An 8256-nucleotide genomic window follows, 5' to 3' on the forward strand; every position below is an offset into this window, starting at 1 on the left:
GCGGAAGTCGGGGGGTGGGCTGAGAGGTTACGGAGGGGCGGTTTTTCGCGTCAAGGCGCGTCCGCGATCCTCCATCCGCGCGCGTCGATCTCGACGCACAGGGGGCCGTCGAGATCCGTCCGCCACACCTGCGGCACCCGGGCGGAGTCGAGTCGCGCCAGCGTCACGGCGTGCGGGTGCCCGTAGCGGTTCCCGCTCCCCGCCGAGATCACGGCGATGTCCGGTTGCGTCGCCTCCAGCCATGCGAGGGAAGTGGAGGTCCGGCTGCCGTGGTGGCCGAGCTTCAGGAGATCCGCCTCCGGGCGGAGCGGCGCGAGGTGCTCCAGGATCTCGCGCTCGACGTCCACGCCGGCGTCGCCCGTGTTCACGTAGCGGAAGCCGCCGACCGTGAGACGGAAGGAGAGGGAGCCCTCGTTCGCATCCGAGCCGGCCGGGCCTTCGGGCCAGAGAAACTCGAGTTCGACGTCGTCGATGCGGAGCCGGTCTCCGGCGCGGGGCGCGTGCCAGGAGGCACCCTCCATCTGAAGCCGTTCGAGGAAGGCGAGGTACAGGGAGCTGGGCTCCGGGACGCCGGGATCGAGCACGCGGCGGACCCGGAGGGCCTCGAATACCGCCCCGGCGCCGCCGTAATGGTCGAGGTGGGGATGGGAGATGGCGAGGAGCTCCACGGTCCGGGCGCCCTTGCCGCGCAGGAAGGGCACGACGACGCGGCTTCCCGCGTCGGCGATCAGCGGCGGGCCGGATGCCGTGCCGGCCGTACGGAAGGCCGCGCCGGGACCCGCGTCGAAGACGAGCCATCGGCCGGCGCCGGTCCGCACGACGGCGGCGTCGCCCTGCCCCACGGCGAGGGTGCAGACGAGCGCCGTGCCCCGGTCGAGGCCGGCCCGGAGCGGGGGCCATGCGACCGTGAGCGCCAGCACGGCGCCGACCGAGACGACGCCGAGGCCGCGCCGCGCGCGCGTCCGGTCCAGCACGAGGGCGACGAGCGCGGCCGCGACCGCCCACGCGCGGGGGCCGAGTCCGGGACCCACCCAGCTCAGCGGGAGCCCCGCAAAGAAATCCGCGATCGCCGCGAGGAGCGCGAGCGCGACGTCCGCGGCGCCGGCGAACAGAGTCCAGAGCCCCCACGGCAGGATCAGCGTGAGCGCGAGAGCGGGAAGCGCGAGACTCACGACCCCGCCCGCCACCACGCTGGCCGGGATCGATGCGATGACGATGCGGTCGAAGTGAAAGGCCGCGATCGGCGCGGTGACGAGGAACGCGCCGCAGCTCACGGCAAGCGCTCGCCCGATCCCGCGCAGGTGTCGGGAGGAGAGCCAGGGCGGAAACGGTGCGCGGCCTCCGAGCACGACGCCGGTGAACCCGGCGAAGGAAAGCTGGAACCCCGGATCCGTCACGATGAGCGGGTCGGCCAGGATGGCGAGCGTCGCCGCGAGCGCCGCGAGATCGCTGAGGCGGGCGGGGCGGGCCCGGCGGAAGGCGAGCGCCCAGCCCCAGAACATCAGCGCGGCTCGCACCGCCGAGGGGGGCGCGCCGATGAGGCACACGTACGCGCTCGTGCAGCAGGCGGCGTAGAGCAGCCGGCGGGGACCGGGCACGCGAAGGCCGATGAGCCAGGAAAGCGAGGCCCCGATAAGACCCACGTGAAGCCCGGAGATCGCGAGCAGGTGGATGATCCCGGCCCCGACGAACGCCTCTCTCGTCGCGGGGTCGAGCGTGCTGCGGTCGGCGAGCAGCAGCGCCTTGCCGATCGCCCGGTGCTCGGGGGCGAGCCGGGCATCGAGCCGGGCGAGCAGCCCGGCCCGCCATTCGATGATCCAGCGGCCTGGGCCGCGCGAGCCCACGGCGTGCGCTGGGACCTCCAGCGGCTCCAGCGTCGCACCGCCGATCCAGCCCAGCGTCCCGGGCGGACGGGGCAGCCGTGCCCGCCCCGCTTCGGGGTTCGTCCCGCCCGCCGTACGCCATGTGCCCCGGGCGAGCACCGCCGCGCCAGCCTCCTGCCCCGCTCCGGGCCGCACGAAGGCGCGCACCGCGCCCAGGCGGCAGATCCGCCCCCCCGAGACGATGTGGGCGTCGCGGATCGACACCCGGACCAGGCCGGCATCCCGGCCCGGCCGCCGCTCCGGCACCGCGTCCGCGAGCGTGCCGACCGCCACGGCGGCCGCGCCCGCCTCAAGCGTGGCGACGCAGGCCCCCAGCGCCGCCGTGCCGCTCGGCAGACCCGCGAGCAGCCCGGCGAGCGCGGCGAGCACGACTGCGAGACCCACCGTGGCGCGGGGCGGGACGCCGCCCGCCCGGCCGGGGCGACCCCGACCGGCGGCCCCCACCGCGGCCCGGCGGGCAGCCCTCACCGCGGCCCGGCCGACGATGGCGCAGAGAAGCCCCGCCACGACGGCCGCGGGGGCCTGGAGTGCGACGGCGTCGACAGGGGCGAGCGCGAGCCCGGCCACATCCCCGGCGGCGAGCGCCAAGGCGATCAAGAGCAGGGGCGATAGGGAGCGGGACGTCGATCATCCTCCGGGCGCAGGGTACACCCCCACGCTCGGAGACGTCGTCAACCGTCCGTCAAAGGAGGGGGCTCGGCTCCGATCGTTCCGGTGGGCTCGAGGACCCGGGCGGAGTAGGCGGCTCCGGTGGAGCAGGCGGCTTCAGCGGGGTGGTCGGCTCCAGCGGGGCCGGCGGGGCCAGCGGTTGGTGCGCGAGGCGCGCCGACGCCGCCCGGTGCGCCAGGCGCCGGGCCCGGCGCTCGGCCCGCCACGCGAGCAGGCCCGAGAGACCCATGCCCCCGAGGATGCAGGCGAAGACGACGAGCGAGAGCGGCGCGCGGATGCGGAGGAAGGGCAGCACGACGTTCACGAGTTCGTTCCCGTTCCGCACCGAAAACCAGAACGCCGCGAGGATGACGACGACGAAGGCGAGGAGCCGCGTCACGAAACGCATCAGCAGGGCCGTCCCATGAAGGTCGCGCCCGTCGTTCCCGTGAGCCGCACCTGCGCGTACGTGCCGATCCGGCAGGGGTCTCCGGGGAAGGCGACGACCTTGTTCTGCTCCGTCCTGCCGAGCACATCGCCCGCCGAGCGCGCGGAGCGCTCGATCAGAACCTCGCGCCGCGAACCCACCTCCGACTCGTTGATCTCGCGCTGGATCGCCCGGTGCTCGCCGATCAGGCGTTCCAGCCGCTCCGAACCCACGTCGTCCGGCACGAAATCCCCGGCCGGGAAGCGCGTCGCCGGCGTCCCTTCGCGGAGCGAGTACTTGTACAGATAGGCATCGTCGAACCTCACGTCCCGCATCAGCTCCAGCGTCGCCTCGAAGTCCGCCTCCGCCTCCCCCGGGAAACCGACGATCACGTCCGTGGAAAGCGCGATGCCGGGAACCTCGCGGCGCGCGGCCTCGACCTTCCCGAGAAACCCTTCGCTCGTGTAGCGCCGGACCATGCGCTTGAGAATGCGGTCGGAGCCCGATTGCACCGGCAGGTGGAGCTGGCGGCAGACCGTCGGCTCCCCCGCCATCACCTCGAGCAGTTCCGGCGTCACGTCGTTGGGATGGGGCGACGTGAAACGCACGCGGCGGATCCCGTCCACACGGCTCACGGCCCTCAGCAGCGTCGCGAAGTTCCAGTCTCCGGACTCGTACGAGTTCACGGTCTGTCCGAGGAGCACGACCTCGGTGAACCCATCTTCCACGGCGCGGCGGGTCTCGGCGAGGACCGCCTCGGGCGTCCGGTTCTTCTCGGGTCCTCTCACGTAGGGAACGATGCAGAACGTGCAGCGGTGATCGCAGCCGCGCTGGACCGTGATCCAGGCGCTCACGCCTTCCCGCCTCACGCTGTCCACGCCCTCGTAGTTCTCTTCCGCGTCGAGTCCGAGCAGCGTCTGTCCGCGCTCGATCGCGTTCGCCCGGATCGAACCGATGAGTTCCGGGAGGGCGCGGTACGCATCCGGCCCGGCCACGAGGTCCACGCCCGCCGCTTCCTCGATGAGCCGCGGGCCCAGCCGCTGCGCCATGCACCCCGTCACCCCCAGCACGAGGCCGGCGCGCCGCTTCCGGTGGCGCTGCAGCTCGCCGATCCGGCCGCGGACGCGCTGTTCCGCGTGTTCGCGAATCGCGCATGTGTTCACGAGGATGACATCGGCGCGCTCGGGCGCATCCACGCTCACGAAGCCCTCGTCGACGAGCAGCCCCTCCATCAACTCGGTGTCGTTGATGTTCATCTGACACCCGTAGGTCTCGATGTAGACCCGGCCTCCGAGCGGGCGAGGGTCGCGCGGGCGGGCATCGAGCGGGCGGGGCTCGCGGGGACGATCCGCGCGGAGGTCGCGGGGACGATCCGGGCGGGGGTCGCGGAGGCGATCCGCGCGGGGCGTCTTCAGCGTGACGAGCTCCGTCCTCTCCACCGGTGGCTCAGCGCTGCCGGAGGGAGAAGGAGAGCGTGACGCGCCGGAAGCTCTCCGCGAAGCCGGCCGTCGCGACGTCGCCGCGCGATCCGCTCTCGAACGCGAGGTCGAACACGGCGAGCCCCTGCTGGAACTCCCAGCCGAAGCCGCCCGTGAAGGCCGACTCTTCCAGCGCTTCCGGACCCCGGCTGAAGGGGAGCCCCGTCCTCCGCCACCCGAACCGAACCGGCAGCCTCCCGCCGAGCAGGGAGAGCGCGCCGTACTCGATCCCCCCGCCCAGCCAGGCGATGTCGTGGGATTGGAAGGCGGAGCCGGCCGTCCCGTCGCGCGACCCCACGGCCGACCACCCGGCCCGGCCACCCCCGGCGGTGAGGAGGATCTGGTCCGTCACGCGCACGCTGCCGCCGATTTCGATCGAGGTCGGCAGGTCGAACTCCGCCTCGGGTTCCTCCGCCGCTTCGGGGGTCGCGTACAGCGTCCCGCCCGTCCCGAGCGCAACGCCCGCCACCACGCGGTCGCCCAGCCGGATCGACCCACCCGTCTTGAAGCGCCAGGCCCGCCACGACAGCTCCCTCGCCCCCACGATCCCGCCGAGCACGGGAGCCCCTCCGATCGGATCATCGAACTGCCGGAAGAACGACTGCCGCAGCGAGCCGGTCAGCCGCTGCGCCGAGACCCCGATGCCCAGCGGCCCGATCCGGCGCGCGAGCGATGCGTCGATCGTGCTGATCCCGCCGTTGTGCTCCCGCGTCTCCTCGTAGGGCACCATGCCGTCGTTCAGCCGCAGCGTGTCCTGCAGGATGTTGGACCAGTCCTGGTCGAACTCGCCGCCGAAGGCCAGGCTGAAGGCCCAGTCGTTGTAGGGGACGAGCGCGCGGATCGTCGTGAAACGCCCCCGCCCCGTGTTGAGCGAGTGGCCTTCGCCCTCCAGCGTCACCCCCTCGCTGGCCAGCGAGACGGAGAAGCCGGGTTCCGTGTGAAGGAGAAGGTCGGCCGGGTTCGAGAGGCTGTACGATCCGCCGAGCAGGCCGGAGCCCGATCCGCCGAGCGCCGCCGACCGGCCATCCACGGGCGCAACGGGATACCCGAGCCCGACGGCCGTCATCGGCGTTTGTGCCAAAATGGCACCGGGCGAAGTCGCCAGCGGGGCGACGACGCACCCGACCCGGACCCATCCCCGGAACCCTTGGATGGCGCGCATCACGGCACCGTGAAGTCGGGCGCCGAACTGAACACGACGCGGAGCTGCGGCTGGAACTCCGGCGGCGATTCGACGGAGCCGAACTCCCAGTACCCCAGCGCCTGCGCGTCCGGATCCGCCCGGAAGCCGATCCGGATGCGCGTCAGCGAATCCAGGACGGCCCGCGCCATCAGAAGCGTGATGTCGAGGCGAACCGGCTCGCCCTCGCGGAGCCTGTCCGGATCGAGCGTCGTCGTGAGCAGATCCCCGCTCCCGATCGGGGTCTTTTCGCCCACCTCGAACGGGTCGCCGAGCAAACTCACCTTGCGGGCCTCGATCCTGCGCTCCGCCGCATACAAATCGGGCGCGGCCAGAGGATGCAGGATGACTTCGGCCTGGCTCACCGTAGACCCCTCGAGCCCCGCTTCCCCGAGGATGGCGGGCGGCACGAACTCGAAGTAGATGCGGGAGGCGGGGAGGCCGCCGACGCGAAGCGCCGTGCCGGTCGGAGGCTGTGGCGGATCCAGGATGAACGCGCGTTCGTCCCATAACTGGGACTGTGGCACGGCGAGAGTCCGGCCGACGAGGGTCGGATCGTACCGGAGCACCATCTGCGTCAGGCGGAGCTTCGTCTCGGGGCCGTCGAGCACGACGGCGAAGCCGTTGCCCCCGTCCGCCTCCCGCCACGCCTTCATCAGCGAGTCCTCCGCCACGGCCGGCGTCATGAGGAGCGTATCCGACACCGCCTCCAGCACCGCCGACGCGATCTCGACCCCGAGGCTGCCGCCGGGCGCCCCCCACGGGACCCCAGGCGCCGCCTCCTGCCACGTTGCGCCGTGAGGCTCGAACCGCTCCCCCAGTTCGACGAGCTTCACGGTGACGGGAAACTCCGTGAACTCGGAGCGGATCGTGTCGAAGCGGAGCAGGAACTCTACCTCCTCGAACTGCGCTGCCGGCAGCGTGTCGACGAACGTCCGGATCGTGTCGGGGACGTCGAAGCGCGCGAGCCCGCGACTCGACACGTCCGCCGCGGCCGAGAGGTGCACGAACGGCGCGGTGGAGGGCCGGGCGAAGCCGGTCAGCGTCGTGTCCCGCCAAGATGGCAGTTCGGCGACGGAGATGGTGACGTCACGCGTCACCACGCCGGCGCCGGGTACCTGCTCGGATCCCAGCGAGAGCGGATCCTCCGCGCATGCGCCCAGCATGACGAGGACGACCACCGTGGCGAGCGCCGCAGCCCCCCGTCCGTTCACGGGCCCGCCTCCGCCGGCGCGGCCATCCGCTCCAGCGAGAAGTTCGCCGGCAGCAGATCCCGCAACGGCCACACGATCGACTCCCCGTTCGTCCCGATGCTCATGACCTCGAGTTTCCGGCCGAACTCGGCGAGCGCCTGGCGACACATGCCGCACGGCGGGGCCGGGACGGCGCCGCTCGTCACGATGGCGATGCGCGAGAAGGCGCGCGCTCCCGAAACCACCGCGTGCCCCAGCGCGACCCGCTCCGCGCACGTCCCCACCGGATACGAGGCGTTCTCCACATTGCATCCGGTGAAGACCCGGCCGTCATCGGCCTCGAGCGCCGCGCCCACGAGGAAACCGGAATACGGAGCGTACGCGCGTTCGCGGGCGACCCTCGCCCGGGCGGCGAGGTCTTCCCAGGAGAGCGGCTCTCCGGCTGTCGTTCGAGTCTCGGTCATCGGCTCCCATCCGCGGCATCGTCCGGCCTGCCCACGTAGCGTCGCGGCAGGCGGCGTCCGATCGCCGTCAGCACTTCGTATTCGATCGTCCCGGCGTTCTCCGCAAAATCCGCCAGCCCGACCTCTTTCCCTCCGTCACGGCCCAGGAGCGTGGCCACGTCCGCAGCTTCGACACCCGGCACGCCGGAAACGTCTACCGACGTCACGTCCATGCAGACACCGCCCCGGATCGGCACCTCGACTCCGCGGATGAGCGCTCGTCCCCGGTTCGACAGACGCCACGGCAGCCCATCCGCGTACCCGATCCCCAGCGTGGCGAGACGTTCGGCACGCTTCGTCGTGTAGGTGGCCCCGTAGCTGACCGTCGAGCCCGGCGCGAGGTCACGGACTTCCAGCACCCTCGCGCGTACCCGCGCCACACTCTCCGGGTCCGCCGGCGCGCCCGCGACGCCCGTCCCCCGCCGTCCCCCGTACAGGTAGATCCCCGGCCTGACGAGCCCCAGATGATACTGCGGATCCGCCATCATCGCATCGCTGTTCGCCGCGTGCAGGAAGGGGATCTCCACGCCGGCCTCCTCCAGCACCGATGCGGCGCGCCGCAGGCGGGTCAACTGAAGCGACGTCGCGGCCGGATCCGTCCCAGCGGAATGGAAATGCGTGTAGGCGCTCGCCAGCGTCACCCCGCCCCTCTGGAGGACCGACGCGACCTCCGGCGTCCATGCCGCAGCCTCCGCCGCCGGGAGCCCCGCGCGACCCATGCCGGTGTCGATCTCGAGGTGGACGGGGATCCGCGTGGAGGCCGCCCGCGCGCCGGCCTCGAGTTTCTCGAACGACGCCAGGCTCAGCGCCGCGCTCTCGAGCCGCGCTTCGAGGAGTTGGGAGATCTCGGTGGTGGCCGAAGGGGCGAAGACGATGATGCGGCGCTCGATCCCGCCCCGCCGGAGTTCGGCGCCTTCCGGCGGCGTTGCGACCCCGAACGCGTA

7 protein-coding genes are annotated in these 8256 nt (G+C 72.5%); all 7 read right to left on the reverse strand.

From position 1 onward, the window contains the following. Positions 1–50: 50 nt before the first annotated feature. The gene (locus tag RN729_RS08490; RefSeq protein WP_310783663.1) at positions 51–2480 is read right to left on the reverse strand and encodes a DNA internalization-related competence protein ComEC/Rec2; all 2430 of its coding nucleotides are present in this window, start codon (positions 2478–2480) and stop codon (positions 51–53) included. Between the two features lie 85 nt (positions 2481–2565). After that, positions 2566–2940 carry a hypothetical protein gene (locus tag RN729_RS08495; RefSeq protein WP_310783665.1) on the reverse strand — a complete coding sequence of 125 codons (375 nt, stop codon included), beginning with the start codon at positions 2938–2940 and terminating at the stop codon, positions 2566–2568. Continuing rightward, the gene (gene miaB, locus RN729_RS08500; RefSeq protein ID WP_310783666.1) at positions 2940–4397 is read right to left on the reverse strand and encodes a tRNA (N6-isopentenyl adenosine(37)-C2)-methylthiotransferase MiaB; all 1458 of its coding nucleotides are present in this window, start codon (positions 4395–4397) and stop codon (positions 2940–2942) included. The genes RN729_RS08495 and miaB overlap by 1 nt, the downstream gene beginning before the upstream one ends. A gap of 7 nt (positions 4398–4404) precedes the next feature. Beyond that, positions 4405–5502: a hypothetical protein gene (locus tag RN729_RS08505; RefSeq protein ID WP_310783668.1), complete on the reverse strand. Its 1098-nt coding sequence runs from the start codon at positions 5500–5502 to the stop codon at positions 4405–4407. A gap of 95 nt (positions 5503–5597) precedes the next feature. Then, positions 5598–6830, reverse strand: a complete 1233-nt coding sequence (locus tag RN729_RS08510; protein WP_310783669.1) for a hypothetical protein — start codon at positions 6828–6830, stop codon at positions 5598–5600. Then, the gene (locus RN729_RS08515; protein WP_310783671.1) at positions 6827–7273 is read right to left on the reverse strand and encodes a cytidine deaminase; all 447 of its coding nucleotides are present in this window, start codon (positions 7271–7273) and stop codon (positions 6827–6829) included. The genes RN729_RS08510 and RN729_RS08515 overlap by 4 nt, the downstream gene beginning before the upstream one ends. Then, positions 7270–8256: alanine racemase (gene alr / locus RN729_RS08520; protein ID WP_310783673.1), on the reverse strand; the 987-nt coding region annotated here is incomplete at its 5' end. The genes RN729_RS08515 and alr, both read right to left, overlap by 4 nt.

Source organism: Candidatus Palauibacter polyketidifaciens, from assembly GCF_947581785.1.
Taxonomy (GTDB): domain Bacteria; phylum Gemmatimonadota; class Gemmatimonadetes; order Palauibacterales; family Palauibacteraceae; genus Palauibacter; species Palauibacter polyketidifaciens.